Origin of the sequence: Halomonas sp. G11 (assembly GCF_001663515.1) — a bacterium.
In the GTDB taxonomy this organism is placed as follows: domain Bacteria; phylum Pseudomonadota; class Gammaproteobacteria; order Pseudomonadales; family Halomonadaceae; genus Vreelandella.
Genome location: NZ_LYXG01000005.1, coordinates 98,283 through 116,586 on the forward strand (window position 1 = coordinate 98,283; position 18,304 = coordinate 116,586).

The window sequence follows — 18,304 nt, forward strand, 5'->3', positions numbered from 1 at the left end:
CACCCGCCAGTTTTACTCATGACGTTGCGTCGCTTTGCAACGCCTTTGTCATGTTGTCCAAAAACGCTGTACACGCCTCCAACTGGCTGCGCTCAACGTATTCATCGGGTTGATGCGCCTGGGCAATGCTGCCTGGCCCCAGAATAATCGTCTGTAACCCCTGCCCCTGAAACTGCCCGGCCTCGGTCGCATAGGCCACCGCGTGGTCGCAGCACCCTGCTGGCAAATGATCTTTCGCCAGGCGTATGACGCGGTCGTTATCACGATCCGCAAGTCCCGGCACTGTCACATTCAACGCTTCGGTGGTGATCTCAACCTGCTTGCCTTTGGCCTGCAGTTCAGCACTGAGCTCCGCGCAGAACGTTTCAAAACGCGCGTATATGTCGTCGAAGGTCTCCGTGGGCAAGTGACGAATCTCCCACTCAAACTGGCACTCCCGCGCCATGATATTGATCGCCGTGCCGCCCTTTATTTTGCCGACGTGCAGGCTGGTATGGGGCACGTTGAAGGCCTCATCGACACGGCCCTCTTCGACCAAGGCCGTCATGGTGTCCTCAATAAAGGTCACCAGTCTTGCCGCGACGTGAATCGCCGAGGTGCCCTGGTTGACCTGGCTGCTGTGAGCCTCTCGCCCCACTACCGTGGTGCGCAGGTTAGTTGCGCCTTTCTGCGCTACCACCGGCTGCATGCTGGTGGGCTCGCCGACAATCACATGGGCGGTGGTGGAGTAGTGCTCGTAAAAGCGCTTAATGAGGCTTGGTGCGCCCACACAGCCGATTTCTTCATCGTAGGAAAACCCCAGGTAAACAGGTTGCTTGAGGGGGGCGTTCACCCACTCGGGCACTTTAGCCAGGGCGCAGGCCAGAAAGCCTTTCATGTCGCAGGTGCCGCGACCGTATAACCGACCATCACCGCCATCGCGCAGGGTGAAAGGGTCACTCGACCAGGGCTGACCCGCCACCGGCACCACATCGGTATGCCCGGAAAGCATGACACCGCCCGGCGCCTCAGGGCCGATACGGGCAATCAGGTTGGCTTTATTGCCACACGGGCTCATTACCCGCTCGGCGTCAACACCATGGGAAGCCAGGTAGTCTTCCACATAGCGGACCAGCGCCAGGTTGGATTCGCTCGAGGTGGTATCAAACGCCACCAACCTTGCTAACAGTCGCTCCGCATCGCTCATTATTGCCCTTCCTGTCGTTGGCTGTCTTGCCCGCAAGCCTATCACCCCGCCACGTAGGCGCCTACATGGGCAAGTTGTCATAGGGAGTTCATCAGGCATTCACCTAAACGTCATCTGCACTTCCTACAGTCTATACATCAAAAAAACCTTAACAAACGCAGGGCACTGCCTGATCCATTTCAGGCCCACAAGGAGCTTCTTTATGTCTCGTTTTACACTGCACGCGCTTGCCGTAGGGGTGGCAACGGCCAGCCTGAGCCTGTCTGCTCAGGCGGCAACAGAGATTAGCTGGTGGCACGCCATGGGCGGGCAGTTGGGCGAAATTCTTGAAGACATGACCCAGGACTTTAACGAGTCCCAGGATGATTACCATGTGACCCCCAGCTATCGCGGCACCTATACCGAAACAATGACGGGCGCGATCGCCGCCTTCCGTGCCAACGAGCAGCCGCATATCCTGCAGGTGTTTGAAGTCGGCACCGGCACCATGATGAACGCCGAAGGCGCCATCTATCCAGTGCATGAACTGATGGAAGCGCACGGCCGTGCTTTCGATAACGATGCCTTCCTGCCCGCCGTGGTGGGTTATTACACCGACACCAACGGCAACATGCTGTCGTTCCCTTTCAACTCGTCCACGCCGATCATGTACTACAACCGCGACATGTTTGAAGAAGCGGGTCTGGATCCCGAGCAGCCGCCACAGACATGGGCAGAAGTGGCCGATTTTTCACGCCAAATCGTCGACGCTGGTGCGGCCAGCTGTGGCTTTACCACCTCCTGGCCTAGCTGGGTAATGCTGGAAAACTTCTCCGCTTGGCATAACGTGCCGCTAGGTACGCTGGAAAACGGCTTTGGCGGTATGGAAACCGAGCTTACCTTCAACAATGAGCTGGTCGCCCGCCATTGGGACAACCTCCATGACTGGCAGGAAGAGGGGGTCTTTAAATGGGGCGGCCCCGGCTCCGGCCCCGACTCAGAGCCGCTTTTCTACTCCCAGGACTGCGCGATTTTCTTCGGCTCTTCTGCTTCACGAGCGGATGTCGCCGCCAACTCAGAATTTGAAGTTGGCTTTGGCATGCAGCCCTACTACGACGACGTAGAAGGCGCACCGCAGAACTCGATTATCGGTGGCGCGACGCTTTGGGCACTGCAAGGCCATAGTGAAGAAGAGTACGCAGCCGTTGCGGCCTTCTTCGAGTACCTTTCCCAACCCGAAGTACAGGCCGAGTGGCACCAGCAAACCGGCTACCTACCCATCACGCAGGCCGCCTGGGATCTGAGCAAAGAGCAGGGCTATTACGAAGAGAACCCGGGGGCAGATATTTCGCTTGAGCAGATGACTCTCAACGAGCCAACCGAAAACTCCAAAGGCCTGCGCTTTGGCAATTTCGTGCAGATACGCGACATCATCTCCGAAGAGATGGAAGCGGTGATGACCGGCGATAAATCCGGCCAGGAAGCGGCGGACGACGCCGTAGCACGCGGCAATGATCTGCTCCGTGACTTTGAAGCTGCCAACCAGTAAATAAGCACTGACTTCGCCGCTCACCCTAAGGTGGGCGGCGATTTCGTTTGTTGATGCTCATATTTGCTAACCCATTGCAGAGCTGCCCATGCAAACCAAACGCATGACCTACCCTGATCGCTTTTTGCCTTACGCGCTGCTAGCGCCACAGGTGATTGTGACGCTGATTTTCTTTATCTGGCCTGCGGGCCAGGCGCTGTATCAGTCGCTGTTGCGCGAAGATGCCTTTGGCCTTAAAACGACTTTTGTGGGCTTCGAAAACTTTGTTCGCCTGTTCCGCGATGGTAGCTATCTCAACTCTCTGTCGGTCACGGTAGTATTCGCAGTCGGTACCACACTGCTATCAATGACGGTGGCACTTTTATTGGCCAGCACCGTCAACCGGATGATTCGCTCCCGCAGCACCTATACCACGCTGCTGGTGTGGCCCTACGCCATCGCCCCCGCGCTTGCGGGCGTGTTGTGGTGGTTTATCTTCAACCCCTCTATCGGCATTGTGCCCTATATGCTGGAAATGGTGGGTTACCAGTGGAATCACCGTAACTCGGGCAGTGACGCCATGCTGCTGGTGATTTTTGCCGCCGCCTGGAAGCAGATATCCTATAACTTTTTGTTTTTCCTGGCGGGCTTACAGTCAATCCCGCAATCGCTGATTGAAGCCGCCTCCATTGACGGCGCCAGCCCGACTAAGCGCTTCTGGACGATTATTTTCCCGCTGCTCACGCCGACCACTTTCTTCTTGCTGGTGGTTAATGTGGTGTATGCCATGTTCGACACCTTCGCGATCATCCACGCCACCACCGCAGGCGGCCCAGCTCAGGCGACCAATATTTTAGTGTACAAGGTCTACGCCGATGGTTTTGTGGGCCTCAACCTCGGTTCCTCGGCAGCTCAGTCGGTGATTCTGATGGTGATCGTGGTGGCCTTAACGATGATCCAGTTCCGCTTTATTGAGCGCCGAGTCAACTACTAGGCCCTAGCCTTTGGGAGAACGTTAATGGTTGAAAACCGCCCTTGGGCTAACCTGATAGCCCATATTGTTTTGATCTCTGGTGTCGCGCTGGTGGTTTTTCCGGTGTATGTCGCGATCATCGCCTCTACCCATTCCCTATCGGGTTTGCTGCAGGGTACGCTGCCACTGCTGCCCGGTGGCCACGGGATCGAAAACTACACGCGCATGTGGCAGTCGGGCGTCTCTAATGCCGGTGCACCGCCCGCCGCCTTAATGCTATGGAACAGCTTTATCATGGCCATGGCGATCACCGTGGGTAAGCTGTCTATCTCGCTGCTTTCCGCCTTTGCCATCGTCTACTTCCGTTTCCGTTTTAGGATGTTCTTTTTCTGGGTGATCTTCGTCACGTTGATGCTGCCGGTGGAAGTTCGCATTATCCCTACTTTTCAGGTAGCGGCGGATCTCAATATGCTCAATAGTTTTGCCGGGCTGTCGATTCCGCTGATTGCCTCGGCCACCGCAACCTTCCTGTTCCGCCAGTTCTTTATGACCATTCCCGAAGAGATGCTCGAAGCTGCCCGGGTCGACGGCGCCGGGCCGCTGAAGTTTTTTAAAGACATCTTGATGCCGCTCTCGGTGACCAATATCGCCGCGCTGTTTGTGATCATGTTTATCTATGGCTGGAACCAGTACCTCTGGCCGCTAATTATCACCACCGACCCTGATTATTACACCATCGTGATGAGCATTCAGCGCATGACTTCTGAAGAGAACCCACAGTGGCAATTAGTGATGGCCGCGGTGGTCATGGCAGCGCTGCCGCCTGTATTAGTGATTCTGTTTATGCAACGCCTATTTGTGAAAGGCCTGACCGAGACGGAGAAATAAGATGGCCAGCATTACCTTGGAAGGGCTAAAGAAAACCTATAGCGGCGATGTTCAGGCCGTCAAAGGCATCGACTTACAGATTGAAGATGGCGAGTTTGTGGTTCTGGTGGGGCCTTCCGGCTGCGGCAAATCTACCCTACTGCGCATGGTGGCGGGGCTTGAAACCATTACCGAAGGCACGCTCAAAATCGGTGACCGGGTGGTCAATAAGCTAGAACCCGCCGAGCGTGATATCGCCATGGTGTTCCAGAACTATGCGCTCTACCCGCACATGACGGTGTACAACAACCTTGCTTACGGCCTCAAGAACCGCGGGTTTAACAAAGAAGACATTGAAAAGCGCGTGCGAATTGCCGCCAAAATGCTCGAGATCGAAGAGTTTCTGGAGCGCAAACCGCGCAAGCTCTCTGGTGGTCAGCGCCAGCGCGTCGCCATGGGCCGTGCGTTGGTGCGCGACCCGGCAGCCTTTCTATTCGATGAGCCACTTTCCAACCTGGATGCCAAACTGCGCGTGCAGATGCGCGTGGAGATCAAACAGCTGCAGCGGCGCCTGAAGACTACCAGCCTGTATGTGACCCACGACCAGCTGGAAGCCATGACACTGGGTGACCGTTTAGTGGTTCTTAACGCCGGGCAGATTGAGCAAGTGGGCACACCCATGGATATCTACGCCCGCCCCGCCAGCATGTTTGTGGCCGGGTTTATCGGCTCCCCCGCCATGAACATGCTGCCGGTGGATTACTTGAACGAACAAGGCGCCAATGGCCTGCTGGATAACCTGCCCGACGGCACCGATGTCGTCGGCATTCGCCCGGATGATATGCACTTAGCCCCGCCTGCCGCGCCTCACCTAATTGTCGACTCAACGCTGGCGCTGTTTGAAGCCGCGGGGGCCGAAAGCCACCTATATGTGAACCTCGCCAACAGCGACCAGCCCATGGTTATCCGCGTCTCCGGCCAGCCGCCGGTGGCCGAGGGCGAAACGCTGCGGTTCTACGTGCCCCGCGACGCGCTGCATCCTTTCAACAGCGCCACGGGGCAGCGCACGTCATCACCAGGGGAGTGACTCGCCGTTGCTGTGCCAAAATCCGCCGCTGGTGTCGAGGGTCAATTCCTCAATCCGCGCGGCAATGCCAAGCGCGGCATCCTGCGGGCTGATAAATCCACCAAAATTGACCATGCGCGTTTGCACATAACCAGGATGCAGTTGGGCCACGGCGATGCCGCGTGGTTTTAAATCCATCGCCAGGGATTTGCCAAAGGCATTGAGCGCCGCCTTGGACGCACGGTACCCATAGCGGCCGCCCGAGTCATTATCCGCGATGGATCCCATGCGGCTGGTGATGTTGGCGATCTTGCTGCCTTTGCCGAGATTGGGCAGCAGCGCCTCCGCCACCCTTAGCGGCGCATAGGCATTGATTTCCATCTGCTCGCGAATACTGTCGAAATCAAGGCTGCCCAGGGATTCATCGCGCAGCAATCCGGCATTGTTGATAAGCAAGTCCAACGTCTGGCCTTTCAGGGTCTTGGCAAGGCGGGCAACATCTTCAGGCTGAGTGACATCCGTCGACTCAATCACCTGATCGGCCACGCGGTCCAGCGCGTCGGATGACTGACGGCAAACACCGATAACGCGATAGCCTTCATCAGCATAATGCTCTGCCAGCGCCAGCCCGACACCCCGGTTGGCCCCCGTGATTAACACCGTTGATTTCATCTGTAACTCCCATTGATGGAACACGACTCACGGCGACATGGTACATCCTTGCACAACCCTTAGGCTGGCCTTCTTTAAACGCTGACAGGTGCCTTGCTGTCATCGCTTGTTCACCTGTCTGTCTTAGTCATGTCATGCCTGCCGCCCACACTCTGCATAAATGGACAAGAGGGCGGATCGCACATGCGGCTTTGCATTGTCAGTGAAACATGGGCACCGGAAATCAATGGTGTCGCGCACACCTTGAGTCGGCTTAGCCGCGAGCTTGACCGCCATCAGGTGCGTATTGATGTGATTCGGCCAAAGCCCCCGCTTGCCGCCAAGGCACCTCAGGCACTGGCCGAACTGCAGGTACCGCGCTTTGCCATCCCGGGCTACCGCGACGTACAGGTGGGCTTTTGCCGCCCCGCGACCTTGCGCAAGTTCTGGAAAGCCCAGCGCCCCGATGTGATTTACCTGGCCACCCAAGGCCCGCTGGGTTGGTCGGCACGCCTGGCGGCACGCCAGATGGGCATTCCGCTGGTGGCAGGCTGGCACACCAATTTCGACCACTACTGTGGCGATTACGGCGTTCCCTGGCTCGCCTCGGCCACCCGCCGCTATTTGCGCTATTTCCATAACGGTTGCGGCTTAACTCTGGTGCCTACCCAACTTCAGGCCAGTCAACTTCGCCAGCAAGGCATCAACGACGTCGCGGTGATGTCACGCGGCATCGATGGTGAGCGTTTTTCACCCGCCCATCGCGACCCTGAATTACGCCGTGCCTGGGGGGTGAGCGACCATCAGCCAGTGGCGCTTTATGTCGGGCGGCTCGCCGCCGAGAAAAACCTCGCGTTGCTACAGGAAACCTATCACGCCATGCGCAACGTCCGCCCCGACATGGCCCACGTAATCGTGGGCGATGGCCCTGCAAAGGCGCAGCTTGAAAGCGCGCTTCCGGATGTGCATTTTACCGGTTTTATTGATCCCGACGCGCTTGCCCGGCATTACGCAAGCGCCGACCTGTTCATCTTCCCCTCGCTTTCCGAAACCTGGGGCAACGTGGTCAGTGAGGCCATGGCCAGCGGGCTCGCCGTGGTCGCCTATCGGCACGCGGCCAGCGCCGAGCTGATCCAGAGCGGCTACAACGGCATTACCGTCCCCATCAACGACGCTGCGGCCTTTTGTCAGGCGGCGGTGACGCTATGCCAACACCCGGCAGACTATGCCAAGTACAGTCGGCTCGCCCGGCTGAAAGCCCTCGAGCAGAGCTGGGCGGGCATTGCCCGGCAGTTTCTTGATTATCTTCTAAAGGCCCAGGAGGCTTATCATGCGACCCCGTCCCCTCGTCGTATTCGATCGTCTTGATTTGCTGGAATGGCAGTTTTGCCAACGCGTGTCGCGCCTGTCGCTCTACCGGCCCTGGCGACTGACCCTCCAGGCCGCCAGCCGGTTGGGTGATTGGCCGGTCTGGGTGCTGCTGATCCTGGCGCAACCCTGGCTTCAGCCTGACGGTGCCTGGCGAATGCTGCAGTACACCCTGATTGCCATCATCGCCATCGCCATTTACCGGTTGGTGAAAACCCGCCTGTGCCGTGAGCGGCCGTATATTACTTATCGCAACGGTATTCAGTGCAACGCACCGGCCCGGGATCGCTATAGCTTCCCCAGCGGACATACCATGCACGCCGTGATGTTCAGCGTCTTGGTCGCCGCTCACACCCCTTGGTTATTGCCTGTGGTCATCCCCTTGGCGATGCTGATTGCGATCTCCCGGGTTGGCCTGGGGCTGCACTACACAAGCGATGTTATCGCCGGGGGTGCCATGGGCTATGGCTTTGCGCTGCTCAGCCTTTACCTGATGGGCTAGCCAGTCAAGCGATGGGTGATCGTCCAGACGCAAAAAAACCACCTCGCCGGAACAAGGTGGTAATTTCGCATCGTCGCCATTCCATGACGCTGATGTTTAGCGCATCCTTACGCTAAAGCGGGGAGTGCCCATTCCTTTGAATGTTCCATCCATTATCAATTGGCTTCCTGCCTTCCTTTTACTGCTGCGACACTCCCCTGACCCGCTTTACCTTTCAACTACTGACGTTTCGACTGCTGTACCTTCCTACCCATTACCTTCTAGCTGATGACTACCTTCCTATTACCTTCCAACACGAGAGCAACCTTCCTGCGTAACAGCTTTCCAATACGACTTTCCAATACAACTTTCCAATTTCCTGTTTAACACCACTGACCAACTGCCTTGACGTTGATAACAGTGAGGTTTATCCATGCGAATAAAAAAGCATCCATGACATTTCGCATGTAATGCTAATGGAGCAGACATCAGGCCAACCAGGCTTTAAAAAATACAAAATTTATTTAAATCATGCACTTAACTTATGGCGACATGGGCCACTCATCGCGCCGATGGCACAGAAAACATGTAGCGTAATGGCACATGCGACAAAACAGCATGGTGATATGACAAAAGAGGTACATACTGGCGGTGTGGCTAAACGGCAAACCTTTGCTAATCTAGCTGATATCACGATCTACCTGAGTAAGGAGGCTTCCATGAAACGCGTCACGGCCATTGCCATTCTATGCACCACTGTCCTGCTCCTCGTGAGCGGCTGCAACACCATCCGCGGTGCGGGTGAAGACATCGAGCAGGGTGGAGAAGCCATCCAGCAATCAGCGAGTTAACACGGTTATGCTAACGGTCTACCTGTCACACGGCCTGGAAAGCGGCCCCGGGGCGCTGAAAATGCAGGCGCTGAAAGGCATTGCCGAAAAGCTCGACGACTGTGAGGCCGTGGTGATGGATTACCGTGACCAGCCCGACCCGCAACAGCGCCTTCAGCACCTGCTGGCGACGCTGGAGACCCGGGGAGATGACCCTGAACGCTGCGTTTTTGCCGGTTCAAGCCTGGGCGGCTGGCTGAGCGCAGCGGTCAGTTCGCAGCAGCCCGTGTTGGGCTGCTTTTTATTGGCCCCGGCCATCGGGCTTCCGCATTATCCGGAAACCGCCCCCACGCTCCAAGCCAGCTGCACTCACGTCATTCACGGCTGGCAGGATGATGTGATCCCACCTCGCCCTGTCATTGACTGGGCCGAACGTCAGCAGCTGTCACTGCGCATGCTGGATGACGATCATCGCCTCCACGAAAGCCTTGATACCCTGCTCAGCGACTTCGACGCCTTCCTGATGCGATGCAGCGCCGTATTGCACGCCCGCTCGATCGCCTGTTCACGCCGTTAAAGGTCTCGCAGCATTAGACAAACACTCCCCAAAGGTGTACAAACAATGTACACACAGAAGGAGAGCGTCCATGTTTGGCCTTTTCAAGCGCGACCCTAAAAAGAAGCTACAGCAAGACTACGAACGCAAGCTGCAAGCCGCCATGGAAGCTTCCCGCAACGGTGACATGCGAGCGAACGCCACCTTGACGGAAGAAGCCGATGCGCTGCTCGCTGAAATAGAGCGCCTTAAAAAAGCAGACCAGTAGCAAACCCTGGTGGTCGTTTCAGCTATTCGTCCGCCAGCGCGGGTAACAGCGTCTTCAGTTTGCGGGTCAGCGTATTGCGCCCCCAACCCAACAGCTCTGCCGCCTCGCCCTTACGTCCGCCGGTATGCTTGAGTGCGGTTTCTATCAAGATGCGCTCAAAGTCCGGCACCGCCTCTTCCAGCAGATGGGTATGGCCTTCCGCCAAGGCGTGATCTGCCCAGTCGCGAAAAGCGCTGCGCCAATCGCCGTGGGCGCTGGACTCCGAGGCGCTGGGTGAGCGCAGCTCTGCTGGCAAATCCTCCACCAGCACTTCTCGCCCCGAGGCCATCACCGTCAGCCAGCGGCAGATGTTTTCCAACTGGCGAACATTACCCGGCCAGGGCAGGCGGGTCAGATGCGCTTCCGCTTCGGGGGTCAGCACCTTCACATCCGTGGACAACTCTTTGGCCGCTTCGGCCAGAAAATGACTCGTCAGCCTGGGGATATCCTCACGCCGCTCGGCCAGCTTCGGCAAGTGGATGCGAATGACGTTCAGGCGGTGAAACAAGTCTTCCCGGAAGCGCCCGTCGTCGACCAGGGATTCAAGGTTCTGGTGGGTGGCCGCGATAATCCGCACGTCGACCTTGGTCGGGGTATGCCCCCCCACGCGGTAGAACTCGCCGTCGGCCAGTACGCGCAGCAGGCGCGTCTGGGTTTCCGCTGGCATGTCGCCAATTTCATCCAGAAACAGCGTACCGCCATTGGCCTGTTCAAAGCGCCCCTGACGCTGCGAGGTTGCACCGGTAAAGGCCCCTTTCTCATGGCCGAACAGCTCGGACTCGATCAAGTCCCGGGGAATCGCCGCCATGTTCAGCGCGATGAACGGCTTGCCCTGGCGCGGGCTGTGCTGATGCAGCGCCTCGGCAACACGTTCTTTACCGGTCCCCGACTCACCGTTGATCAGCACGGTGATGTGCGAGTGGGATAGCCGTCCGATCGCCCGGAATACTTCCTGCATGGCAGGGGCTTCACCGATAATTTCAGCGTTGAGCCCCTCCGGTACCGTGACCGGGCGCTGGCGTTCGCGAGCATGGGCAATGGCACGACGTACCAGCGCCAGCGCCTCATCAACGTCAAACGGCTTGGGCAGATACTCGAAGGCACCGCCCTGATAGGACGCCACTGCACTGTCCAGGTCCGAGTGCGCGGTCATCACGATGACCGGCAAGTCGGGGTGGGCCTCGCGTACCCGGGCCATCAGGTCCAGCCCATCGATCCCCGGCATGCGAATATCGGTAACCAGGACATCCGGCGGACTCTCAAGCAAGCGGGAAAGGGCCGTGTCGGCACGCTCGATACATTCAACCTCGAGGTCGGGTTGCGCCAGCGCACGTTCAAGTACCCAGCGAATCGCACGGTCATCGTCAACAATGACGACCCGCGCAACATCATTACGGGCAGGCTCTGTCATGACGCTTCTCCGGTGACATTAATAACCAAGGGAATCAATAAACGAAATTCGGTGCGCCCCGGGCGTGAGTCGCATTCGATCAGCCCTTGATGTTGGTGCAAAATTGATTGGGCGATCGACAGTCCCAGTCCGCTGCCTTCGGCACGGCCCGAGACCATCGGGTAAAACAGGGTTTCCTGCAGGGTGCCGGGAATGCCCGGACCGTTGTCGATAATGCCCACCTCGCTGACCAGACGATGACGCTCGGCCCCCAGCGTAAACTGGCGGCGCGCGCGCGTGCGCAGTACCAGGGTCGGCGTCGGCGTCTCGGCATCGCCCATGGCCTGAACCGCATTACGGGCCACGTTCAGTACCGCCTGGATCATCTGTGCTTCATCGCCGAACAGCTCCGGCAGGCTGGGATCGTAATCGCGCTGAATATCCACCCAGGGGTGCTCGGCGATCAGCAATGAACGCACGCGTTCGAGCACCTTGTGAATATTGACCGGCTCGTGCTTGACGATGTAGTTGGGCCCCAGCATGGAATCCACCATGTCCCGTAGCCGGTCCACTTCCTGGACGATGATATGGGTAAATTCACGCAACGCCGGGTTATCCAGGTCGCGCTCCAGCAACTGCGCCGCGCCGCGGATACCGCCCAGCGGGTTTTTGACTTCGTGAGCAAGGCCACGGGCCAGTACCTTGATGGTTTCCTGGCGGGTGGTGAGCGCTTCCTCGCGGGAAATCTGCATCAGCCGGTCGCGGGGCTCCACTTCCAGCAGCAGCTCCATGTCAGAGAGCGGTGTCACTGTATAGTCGACGGTGAGCGGATCGCTGTTCAGCGGCGTAATGCGCGCCTCGCGTTGGGTAAAGGGATGAAAGGCGTCGCGTGCCTTGGCCAGCACTTCGTCGATGCTTTCATCACCGCCCAGCATTCCGTCAAGGCTCATCCCCTTTACTCGGCTCAGACTCACGGCAAACAACGCCTCGGCGGCAGGGTTCATCCAGCGCACATTGAGGCGGCCGTCCAGCAGCAGCACCGCCGTGGTGAGGTGTTCAAGTAAACGCTGGTGCATGGTGGTGTCTTGCAAAGTCGCCTCGTCCATTATCTTGGGTCAACCTTCCGCTGGAAAGATGTAGAGAGAACTGCAAAAAGCGCGCCAAATGCGCCAGCGCGCTGATTTGCACGTCACTTGCGCCGTGTGGCGGTGCATGGCGAGCCGTTTTAGCGCAGACCATCGACGCTTCCAGCCATCGCATGCACCATAATGGCGCATTAGCGCTATTCTGCCACCACAATCGTCACCGCGGTTGTGCGGTGCTGCCGCCGCCCCTGGCTATCCAACAACTCAGCCTGAAGCCGATGCCGACCGGCGGGCAAGTTCGCCAGCCAGAACACATCGCTGTGCAGCGCCGACTGGCTGAGTTCGCCATTCACCCGCAGCTGCACCCGATGATCATCGCGTAACCGCGGCACAATACTGAGCATGACCGGCGTGGCGGCCCCCACCTCGGCACCAGCGCTTGGCGAGCGAATCTGGAAGCGGTCGTAAGGCATGAAGGGCTGGCCAGGGGCCGCAGGCGGTGCCTCGGGCGCCTTCGCGTACTCGCTTGGCAGCCCCGGCAGCGGCGCCAGCTCAAGCGCTTCGCCGCCTTCGCTCGGGGTGTCGGAAAAGGTGACATTGCCGTGTTCATCGACCACTCGATAGACGGTGGACGATGCAACCGTGATATCCCCCCATGCGACCAGCACCAGGCCCATGCCCCAGCCTTTTGCCTGCGCCACTAACGCCTTACGCGACATATGCCCCCCTTAACAAAAAAACCCCGCCGTGGCGGGGTTTAGGCTTATCTGCACCACATAGGTGAGATTAGCAGCTGTTCTTAGCAGCTATAGTACATATCAAACTCGACCGGGTGCGTGGTCATGCGAATACGCTCCACGTCTTCCATCTTGAGCTCGATGTAGGCATCGATCATTTCGTCGGTGAACACGCCGCCTTCGGTGAGGAAGGCACGGTCGGTGTCCAGCGCTTCCAGCGCCTGATCCAGGCTGCTCGCCACGGTCGGCACGGCCTTGCCTTCTTCCGGCGGCAGGTCGTACAGGTTCTTGTCCATGGCATCGCCAGGATGGATCTTGTTCTTGATGCCGTCGATACCGGCCATCAGCATGGCCGCAAAGGCCAGGTACGGGTTGGCCGTCGGGTCAGGGAAGCGGGTTTCAACACGCTTGCCTTTCGGGCTGGCGGTATACGGGATACGGATGGACGCCGAACGGTTACGGGCACTGTAGGCCAGCATGACCGGGGCCTCGAAACCAGGTACCAGACGCTTGTACGAGTTGGTCGAGGCGTTGGTAAAGGCATTCAGGGCACGGGCGTGCTTGATAATGCCGCCAATGTAGTACAGCGCCATTTCAGAAAGACCCGCGTACTCATCACCCGCGAACTGGTTGGCACCGTCTTTCCAGAACGACTGGTGAACGTGCATGCCCGAGCCGTTATCGCCTACCAGCGGCTTCGGCATGAAGGTGGCCGTTTTGCCATAGGCATGCGCTACGTTGTGGATAACGTACTTCATTTCCTGGACTTCGTCGGCTTTCTTCACCAGCGTGTTGAATTTCACGCCGATTTCGTTCTGACCGGCGTTGGACACCTCGTGGTGGTGAACTTCTACCGACTGACCGATCGCTTCCAGGGTGTTACACATGGCACCGCGGATATCGTGGAAGCTGTCGACCGGCGGAACCGGGAAGTAACCGCCCTTGACACGCGGGCGGTGACCCAGGTTGCCGCCTTCTACCTGGCTGTCCGTGGCCCATGCACCTTCTTCAGAGGTGATCTTGTACATGGCGCCCTGGATGTCGGATTTCCAGTGGACTTCGTCAAAGATGAAGAATTCGGGCTCAGGGCCGAAGAAAGCCGTGTCACCCAGACCGGTTGACTGCAGGTACGCCTCAGCGCGCTTGGCAATGGAGCGTGGGTCACGGTCATAGCCCTGCATGGTGGCCGGCTCGATGATGTCGCAGCGGAGCACCAGGGTGGCATCTTCGGTGAAGGGGTCAAGATAGGCAGTACCGTCTTCCGGACGCAGAATCATGTCGGATTCGTTGATGCCCTTCCAGCCGTTGATGGACGAACCATCGAACATCTGACCGTTTTCGAAAAACTCTTCGTCGACATCGCGGGCGGGCACGGTCACGTGCTGCTCTTTACCGCGGGTGTCGGTGAAACGCAGGTCTACCCACTTAACATCATGCTCTTCGATTAGCGCGAGAGTCTTGGCTGACATAGTGTCCTCCGGTATGAGCGTGGCTTAAAGCTAATGACAGTAAGCTACCAGTAAATGTTGTTCGACATGTCGCGTGCATCATGGCACGCCTGCCTTGCTTATTCACTCAACGTTTGTCCGTTGCAATCAACAGAACGTCTAGCGATAGAAACCGGCTAATGTTGTAGCACGCCGCAAGGCGAGTTGCCTATGACCTACATAGCCGCTGTCGTGGGTAATGCAGATTGCGTGCCACTTCTGCACCAATATGGCATAAATAAATAGCAACTTTTTGTTTTTAAATACTTTTTAAAATCAGTTTTGTGCCACTTCATGTTGCATTTCACGCGTGACTGCCAATACACGGCCCAACAAGGCTTCTCTATGCACCAATAAAGAACAAAAACACGGCTTTTTGCACAATCTTGGTGCGAACAACAATAAAGCCTGGCCCCCTCGCATAATTTGCTTGCGCGCCAAGCAGTAGATACTATATTAAACTTTTCAACACAATTAGTTACAATAAGCAAAAAACTACGTACATAGGCCGGAGGGCACCCCATGAAGTCGGTCTGCTTTATTGTTGACACCTGCGTAACGGGTGCCCAATTGCCTCGCCACCTTTACACCATTTACCAAGCCACTGCCGACATCCACACCATTTGCACGCTCAAGGTGACCAGCCAGAATGACGACCCCCGGCTAACGCAGATAGCGCAACGCTTCGACGCACAATGCGCCACCCTGCCAGGTACCGCGCTCGGGGCACGTCTTAACCATGCGGCGGCCGCCAGCCAGGCCGAATGGCTGGTATTTGCCCTGCACGCCACGGCCTTGCCGGTCACCCTATGGGCGGCGATGCTCCCCATGCTGGATAGCTACGCCGTGGATGCCGTCGTACTCGGCTCCAGTGAGCCCACCCTGCCCGCACGGCTGTTACAACGCTTTTTGGCCACGGCGCTACAATCGCCGCCCTACATAGCGGTCCGACGAACCTGGTTAGAGCGCCTGGGGGGATTCGACCCCGACCTCGACCGCAGCGCTCTACACGATTTCCTCCAGCGACTGCACGCCTGCCCGACCCGCATCCACACTCTGACCAGCAACGACACCGCCTCCCCAGGGGCCGCCTAGCGCACTGCCACATTCAATTGCTTGCCAAACATCATCGACCCGATTCGGGACGTATTGACCACTTTGCTTAGCACGATGCAGCCGGTCATGCTCACCAACGCAAGAATCACGGCGTACACCACGATGGGCAGCGATAACGGTGCGATGAGCAGATCGGTGGCGATGAAAAACATCGGATGCGCCAGATAGATACCAAACGAATACACATTGATCTGGCGGACCCAATTCGGCGCGGTATAGCCTTTCAGTTGACGCGTCGCGCAAAGGGTAAACAGCACAAAGAACGGAATGACCCAGACCTCTTTCGAGGTGAACTCCGGCAGGTGGGCAAGCGTTGCCACGCAAAGCCCCAGCACAAACAGGCCCAGGCAGGCCGGGTGAGCCAGGTACTTCATCCACATCGGTCGCTGAGCCTTGTCGCCATCAGGCGCCAGCGGGTAGTAACGCACGAGCACCAACGCCAGGAAAAACAGATACAGCCAGCCCAGCGGCGCCACCCAGAGCAGATACCCCGGCGGGTCGACGCCCTGCCAATACGCCGTTCCCCAGTAAGCCATGCTGATCAAGCAGGACAGCCAGAACCACGGCACCGGATTGACCCGCCAGAGACGCAAGCGGGTAAACAGCCAATAGCCCACATAAAACTGCATAGCAATGATCAGGAAGTAACCGTGCCAGCCTGCATAAACAAAATACTCAACCGCATTGGCCCAGAAGTTGACCGGATCGCCTTCTGCCCACCTGGTTGCCCACTCCGCCGTTGAATAGATAAATCCATACACGAAATACGGCAGCATGACGTATTTAACCCGCTGGCGTATAAACCCATCAGGTACCGCTTTATCGTAGCGAACGGCGAATACAAAGACTGAAATAAACAGGAAAATCGGCGTCCCCAACACCATGGGAATGCGCATGAAATCGGTGACGAGATTGTCGACGTAGTTGTTAACCTGATCCATCAAGTGGAATAAAAAAACGGCTATACAGCCGTACGCTCTAAGCCAAAAGATCTCTTCCACTTTCTGCATGAACCCTCCCGCCACGTTGTGTTGCGCTACGCTAACGCCTAAGCGCTTTGAACATCCCACTCCGTGTGCTGTCCGACCCCGTCAGAACACGATAATTCCCGACAGATGAGGTGCTCATGAGGAAACGCCCCCTTTGGCGGTTCGCGTTCATCAGCCTGTTCGGTTTATTCGCGGGCCTGTTGGCGGCCACTTCAACCGCTCTCGCCAGCAGCGTGGAGCGGCATCACTTCGATTCACCGACGCTTGGTGCCCCCTACCCCTACACGGTTTACCTGCCTGGTGGTTATGCTGAAAACAGCGATACGGTCTACCCCGTGGTTTACCTATTGCACGGCTCGTTCGGTAACGAACGCGACTGGCTGGCCAAGGGTAATTTGCAGCAGACTGCTGACCGGCTGATTCGCGCCGGGCACATTCCGCCCAGCGTCTTCATCATGCCCGGCAGCCGCAGCTGGTGGGTCGACGGCCATAACGGCGCGGCCCGCAGTGCCTTTTTCAACGACCTCATGCCTCATGTGGAAGAGCACTACCGCGTGGGCGACGAGCGCTCGATGCGCGGCGTGGGCGGGCTCTCGGCCGGCGGTTTTGGCGCGGTTAACTTCGCCCTGGAACGCCCAGACCTTTTCGCGGCCGTCGCCGCGCTCAGCCCCGCGAGCTATACACCTTTTCCGCCCGGCAACTCCTCGGCCCACCGTCACCCTGCCTTTCTTGATGAACAGGGCGAGTTCGACCGCCAGCTCTGGCAGCAGTTGAACTACACCGCGCACCTCGAGGACTACCGCATCAAAGTGACGCCTCGCCCCATGGCAGAACGTAGCGATGTGCCTCACGTTCCCATGTATATCAGCGCAGGGCGCAGTGACGTCTATGACGCCGAGTTTCACGCCCGCCAGTTGCGCCAAGCCATGGAAAAGATTCAGCCCACCTCGGTGCATATGGACCTTTATCCCGGCGGCCACACCTGGAAAGTCTGGCGGGCCAGCCTGCCCGCGGCGCTTAACTTCATGTTTCAGCATGTCGGGCAGCCTAACCAGGGCGAAAGTAGCGAATAAGTAAGCTACGCTAATATAACGATATTTATCTATGTCGCTTGCAACGCACCACGAAGAAGGAGTTTTCTATGCATCGGCACATTGAATGGGATATGCCAGGCAGCGCCAGCGTCGCGCACCACTACGCCCAGGACCCCAACCACGACGCCAGACCGCATATCGGCGACATTCTCTCAGCCCGCTACCAGGGCTGCTCGGTTCGAGTCGACGTGCAAAGCTACCAGGAAGACGAAGCGGTCAGCATCGGCCCGGTGGTAGCAATCATTGGCCCCCAGGGCCAACGCCTGGACAGCCACGGCAAGCTCCACAAAGGCGACATCGTCCTCCTCCCCGATGACAAACGCGCTATGGAGCCGAGTCCGGAGGAGTGAATCTATTCACGCGATCAAGCATTACCTTTATCCGGCTAGTGCGGGGATCGGACCACTTCTCCGGTGTTGGGGTCATAGAGTTGCGGTTCATCCCCGCCCGTGCGGGGATCGGATTTTTCGATATTGAATTTAGAAAGGCTGTCGCGGTTCATCCCCGCCCGTGCGGGGATCGGCCAACAGCGGGCGGGTAGATACCAACGAGATCCGGTTCATCCCCGCCCGTGCGGGGATCGGCATTGGTCATCCCCCATTAGCCGCTTGAGT

Annotated in this window: 19 protein-coding genes; 12 read left to right on the top strand and 7 right to left on the bottom strand. The window is 57.9% G+C overall.

The genetic code is table 11. The annotated features are described in order from the left end of the window. Positions 1-16: 16 nt before the first annotated feature. Complete coding sequence (gene argE / locus ADS46_RS03360; protein ID WP_066316250.1) at positions 17-1,186, bottom strand: acetylornithine deacetylase; 1,170 nt, start codon at positions 1,184-1,186, stop codon at positions 17-19. A 202-nt stretch (positions 1,187-1,388) separates the two neighbouring features. Here argE and ugpB point away from each other — a divergent pair, with 202 nt between their 5' ends. From ugpB to ADS46_RS03380, 4 genes are all read left to right on the top strand, one after another. Further along, positions 1,389-2,714 (top strand): sn-glycerol-3-phosphate ABC transporter substrate-binding protein UgpB, encoded by a 1,326-nt coding sequence (ugpB, locus tag ADS46_RS03365; protein WP_066316252.1) that lies wholly within the window; start codon positions 1,389-1,391, stop codon positions 2,712-2,714. Positions 2,715-2,802: 88 nt separating this feature from the next. Beyond that, positions 2,803-3,687 (top strand): sn-glycerol-3-phosphate ABC transporter permease UgpA, encoded by an 885-nt coding sequence (gene ugpA, locus ADS46_RS03370; protein WP_066316254.1) that lies wholly within the window; start codon positions 2,803-2,805, stop codon positions 3,685-3,687. Between the two features lie 24 nt (positions 3,688-3,711). Next, positions 3,712-4,554, top strand: coding sequence for a sn-glycerol-3-phosphate ABC transporter permease UgpE (ugpE, locus tag ADS46_RS03375; RefSeq protein WP_066316255.1), 843 nt, complete (start codon positions 3,712-3,714; stop codon positions 4,552-4,554). A 1-nt stretch (position 4,555) separates the two neighbouring features. Next, entirely contained in the window at positions 4,556-5,620 is a 1,065-nt protein-coding gene (locus ADS46_RS03380) for a sn-glycerol-3-phosphate import ATP-binding protein UgpC (protein WP_066316258.1), read from the top strand. Here ADS46_RS03380 and ADS46_RS03385 read toward each other — a convergent pair. Continuing rightward, positions 5,606-6,271 carry an SDR family oxidoreductase gene (locus ADS46_RS03385; protein WP_066316260.1) on the bottom strand — a complete coding sequence of 222 codons (666 nt, stop codon included), beginning with the start codon at positions 6,269-6,271 and terminating at the stop codon, positions 5,606-5,608. The genes ADS46_RS03380 and ADS46_RS03385 overlap by 15 nt on opposite strands. Before the next feature lie 183 nt (positions 6,272-6,454). On the opposite strand from ADS46_RS03385, the gene ADS46_RS03390 reads away from it, so the two are divergent. The 5 genes from ADS46_RS03390 (at position 6,455) to ADS46_RS18695 (ending at position 9,753) form a co-directional block, all read left to right on the top strand. Next, a complete protein-coding gene (locus ADS46_RS03390; RefSeq protein ID WP_066316262.1) occupies positions 6,455-7,618 on the top strand; it encodes a glycosyltransferase family 4 protein in 1,164 nt (387 codons plus the stop codon). Beyond that, positions 7,581-8,120: a phosphatase PAP2 family protein gene (locus tag ADS46_RS03395; RefSeq protein WP_066316263.1), complete on the top strand. Its 540-nt coding sequence runs from the start codon at positions 7,581-7,583 to the stop codon at positions 8,118-8,120. Before ADS46_RS03390 ends, ADS46_RS03395 begins: the two co-directional genes overlap by 38 nt. Positions 8,121-8,818: 698 nt before the next feature. Continuing rightward, entirely contained in the window at positions 8,819-8,950 is a 132-nt protein-coding gene (locus tag ADS46_RS03400; protein WP_066316266.1) for an entericidin A/B family lipoprotein, read from the top strand. Positions 8,951-8,957: 7 nt separating this feature from the next. Continuing rightward, positions 8,958-9,506, top strand: a complete 549-nt coding sequence (locus ADS46_RS03405) for a YqiA/YcfP family alpha/beta fold hydrolase (protein ID WP_066316267.1) — start codon at positions 8,958-8,960, stop codon at positions 9,504-9,506. Between the two features lie 70 nt (positions 9,507-9,576). Then, on the top strand, positions 9,577-9,753 hold the full coding sequence (locus tag ADS46_RS18695) for a DUF6435 family protein (RefSeq protein ID WP_156524465.1): 177 nt from the start codon (positions 9,577-9,579) through the stop codon (positions 9,751-9,753). 22 nt (positions 9,754-9,775) lie between these two features. Here ADS46_RS18695 and ntrC read toward each other — a convergent pair whose 3' ends face one another. The 4 genes from ntrC to glnA form a co-directional block, all read right to left on the bottom strand. Continuing rightward, on the bottom strand, positions 9,776-11,203 hold the full coding sequence (ntrC, locus tag ADS46_RS03410; protein ID WP_066316268.1) for a nitrogen regulation protein NR(I): 1,428 nt from the start codon (positions 11,201-11,203) through the stop codon (positions 9,776-9,778). Continuing rightward, positions 11,200-12,258, bottom strand: a complete 1,059-nt coding sequence (gene glnL / locus ADS46_RS03415; protein ID WP_066316302.1) for a nitrogen regulation protein NR(II) — start codon at positions 12,256-12,258, stop codon at positions 11,200-11,202. The genes ntrC and glnL overlap by 4 nt, the downstream gene beginning before the upstream one ends. Before the next feature lie 206 nt (positions 12,259-12,464). Next, the gene (locus tag ADS46_RS03420) at positions 12,465-12,986 is read right to left on the bottom strand and encodes a DUF4124 domain-containing protein (protein ID WP_082925966.1); all 522 of its coding nucleotides are present in this window, start codon (positions 12,984-12,986) and stop codon (positions 12,465-12,467) included. Between the two features lie 80 nt (positions 12,987-13,066). Next, entirely contained in the window at positions 13,067-14,473 is a 1,407-nt protein-coding gene (gene glnA, locus ADS46_RS03425; protein WP_066316270.1) for a glutamate--ammonia ligase, read from the bottom strand. Positions 14,474-15,013: 540 nt separating this feature from the next. Between glnA and ADS46_RS03430 the strand changes: the two genes are divergently transcribed. After that, positions 15,014-15,586 (top strand): hypothetical protein, encoded by a 573-nt coding sequence (locus tag ADS46_RS03430; RefSeq protein WP_066316272.1) that lies wholly within the window; start codon positions 15,014-15,016, stop codon positions 15,584-15,586. On the opposite strand, the gene ADS46_RS03435 is transcribed toward ADS46_RS03430, so the two are convergent. Beyond that, a complete protein-coding gene (locus ADS46_RS03435; RefSeq protein WP_066316278.1) occupies positions 15,583-16,617 on the bottom strand; it encodes an acyltransferase family protein in 1,035 nt (344 codons plus the stop codon). The two genes, ADS46_RS03430 and ADS46_RS03435, sit on opposite strands and share 4 nt — an antisense overlap. Before the next feature lie 116 nt (positions 16,618-16,733). Between ADS46_RS03435 and ADS46_RS03440 the strand changes: the two genes are divergently transcribed. Further along, positions 16,734-17,669: an alpha/beta hydrolase gene (locus ADS46_RS03440; RefSeq protein WP_066316279.1), complete on the top strand. Its 936-nt coding sequence runs from the start codon at positions 16,734-16,736 to the stop codon at positions 17,667-17,669. Between the two features lie 68 nt (positions 17,670-17,737). Further along, positions 17,738-18,040, top strand: coding sequence for a hypothetical protein (locus ADS46_RS03445; RefSeq protein WP_066316281.1), 303 nt, complete (start codon positions 17,738-17,740; stop codon positions 18,038-18,040). The last annotated feature ends 264 nt before the right edge of the window (positions 18,041-18,304 follow it).

Coding starts and splice junctions, on each gene's coding strand:
- argE (WP_066316250.1), bottom strand. CDS start 1,186: ATGAGCGATGCGGAGCGACTGTTAGCAAGGTTGGTGGCGTTTGATACC.
- ugpB (WP_066316252.1), top strand. CDS start 1,389: ATGTCTCGTTTTACACTGCACGCGCTTGCCGTAGGGGTGGCAACGGCC.
- ugpA (WP_066316254.1), top strand. CDS start 2,803: ATGCAAACCAAACGCATGACCTACCCTGATCGCTTTTTGCCTTACGCG.
- ugpE (WP_066316255.1), top strand. CDS start 3,712: ATGGTTGAAAACCGCCCTTGGGCTAACCTGATAGCCCATATTGTTTTG.
- ADS46_RS03380 (WP_066316258.1), top strand. CDS start 4,556: ATGGCCAGCATTACCTTGGAAGGGCTAAAGAAAACCTATAGCGGCGAT.
- ADS46_RS03385 (WP_066316260.1), bottom strand. CDS start 6,271: ATGAAATCAACGGTGTTAATCACGGGGGCCAACCGGGGTGTCGGGCTG.
- ADS46_RS03390 (WP_066316262.1), top strand. CDS start 6,455: ATGCGGCTTTGCATTGTCAGTGAAACATGGGCACCGGAAATCAATGGT.
- ADS46_RS03395 (WP_066316263.1), top strand. CDS start 7,581: ATGCGACCCCGTCCCCTCGTCGTATTCGATCGTCTTGATTTGCTGGAA.
- ADS46_RS03400 (WP_066316266.1), top strand. CDS start 8,819: ATGAAACGCGTCACGGCCATTGCCATTCTATGCACCACTGTCCTGCTC.
- ADS46_RS03405 (WP_066316267.1), top strand. CDS start 8,958: ATGCTAACGGTCTACCTGTCACACGGCCTGGAAAGCGGCCCCGGGGCG.
- ADS46_RS18695 (WP_156524465.1), top strand. CDS start 9,577: ATGTTTGGCCTTTTCAAGCGCGACCCTAAAAAGAAGCTACAGCAAGAC.
- ntrC (WP_066316268.1), bottom strand. CDS start 11,203: ATGACAGAGCCTGCCCGTAATGATGTTGCGCGGGTCGTCATTGTTGAC.
- glnL (WP_066316302.1), bottom strand. CDS start 12,258: ATGCACCAGCGTTTACTTGAACACCTCACCACGGCGGTGCTGCTGCTG.
- ADS46_RS03420 (WP_082925966.1), bottom strand. CDS start 12,986: ATGTCGCGTAAGGCGTTAGTGGCGCAGGCAAAAGGCTGGGGCATGGGC.
- glnA (WP_066316270.1), bottom strand. CDS start 14,473: ATGTCAGCCAAGACTCTCGCGCTAATCGAAGAGCATGATGTTAAGTGG.
- ADS46_RS03430 (WP_066316272.1), top strand. CDS start 15,014: ATGAAGTCGGTCTGCTTTATTGTTGACACCTGCGTAACGGGTGCCCAA.
- ADS46_RS03435 (WP_066316278.1), bottom strand. CDS start 16,617: ATGCAGAAAGTGGAAGAGATCTTTTGGCTTAGAGCGTACGGCTGTATA.
- ADS46_RS03440 (WP_066316279.1), top strand. CDS start 16,734: ATGAGGAAACGCCCCCTTTGGCGGTTCGCGTTCATCAGCCTGTTCGGT.
- ADS46_RS03445 (WP_066316281.1), top strand. CDS start 17,738: ATGCATCGGCACATTGAATGGGATATGCCAGGCAGCGCCAGCGTCGCG.